Origin of the sequence: Neisseria sp. HMSC065D04, assembly GCF_001815675.1 — a bacterium.
GTDB lineage: Bacteria > Pseudomonadota > Gammaproteobacteria > Burkholderiales > Neisseriaceae > Neisseria.
The window spans coordinates 1-1,290 of record NZ_KV821506.1 but is presented as its reverse complement, the minus strand read 5'-3'; the positions used below and the strand labels follow the sequence as shown (position 1 = coordinate 1,290).

Genomic DNA, 1,290 nt, shown 5'->3' with positions numbered 1-1,290 from the left:
CTTGTCCTGATTTAAATTTAATCCACTATATATGAACCTCGTTGCCTTTTAATTTTGAATAATCTGCCCCAGCTGATGAGAAAGAGGGGATAGCGCGGCTGACTTGGTCATATTGGTTTTGCGGGTTATGCGGATTTTTTGCTTTTAAATGCCGCTATTTGTCAGCGTGTTATTTTGTGTTCGTTCTTTGTCTTTCAGACGACCTCTGATGGTAAATAGGTCGTCTGAAAACCGCTTACCAAGACAGATAGAACATGGCTTTGGCAAAAAATACGATAAACAGCATATGGGAAAACACGACGGCGTGGATGTATTTGGACCAGCCGACGGTCAGGGTGCGCCGTGCCATTTTGACGACGGCGATGGCGAAATGGACGAGGACGCTGACTGCCAACAGGATTTTGAGGGTGAGGAGCGTACCGAATGAGGTGGCGAAGGGTTGGCTCAAAAAGGGCAGGTAGCGGTTGAATACCATGACGATGCCGCTGATGAAAAGCGTAATGACGACGGGCGGCATAACGCGGACGGCGCGGTAGGACATGGCGCGTTCGACTTCGCGGCGCGATTCGCGCGAGACACGGCCGGTGTGCATGACGGACAAAACCAGCATTTCGAAAAATACGCCGCCGACAAAGGCGATGGCGCAATAGAGGTGGATGATGTGGGCGATGGCGTAGAGACTCATGACCGTGTTCCGAAGTGGATATTCAGGCGAAATTGTATCATCAGTCGGGCAGTTTCAGACGACCTTTTCCTTATTGTCGGCTCAATAGCCGGTGTCGCTCGGGATGTGCAAAGAAGCCATTTTGTTTATTAGGGCAGTTCGATAGGTAAGGGGCAAAATAGTTTTTAAATTCTATAGTGGATTAACTTTAAACCAGGACGGCGTTACCTCGCCTAACTTTAAACCAGTACGGCGTTGCCTCGCCTTGCCGTACTATCTGTACTGTATCTGCGGCTTCCCGCCTTGTCCTGATTTAAATTTAATCCACTATAGGTAATGAAATCAGGTATTTTATTTAACATATCGGTCTATTTTAAAGTTAACCCCCTATACACTATACTGTTGCCACATTTCATGATGATGAAGAGGAAAAGATGAATAAAATATTGTCTCTGTTGGCTGTATGTTTGGCGATTGTGCCGTTGTCTGCATGTAAACAGGAGGTTTCGGAGAAACCGGCAGCAAAGCAAGAAAAAGCGGCTTCTGTTGTTATTCGTCCTGAATTGAATTGGGATACCCCTAAATTAACCAGTAGAGACCTTTGCAAAATTCCCCAAAATCCCCTA

1 protein-coding gene and 1 pseudogene are annotated in these 1,290 nt (G+C 46.5%); one reads left to right on the top strand and one right to left on the bottom strand.

Features of this window, described 5'->3' with window-relative positions; translation table 11 throughout:
- Positions 1-235: 235 nt before the first annotated feature.
- Complete coding sequence (locus tag HMPREF3050_RS05580; protein WP_003758410.1) at positions 236-685, bottom strand: CopD family copper resistance protein; 450 nt, start codon at positions 683-685, stop codon at positions 236-238.
- A 413-nt stretch (positions 686-1,098) separates the two neighbouring features.
- Here HMPREF3050_RS05580 and HMPREF3050_RS05575 point away from each other — a divergent pair.
- A pseudogene (locus HMPREF3050_RS05575) lies at positions 1,099-1,290 on the top strand (hypothetical protein); the annotation flags it as partial.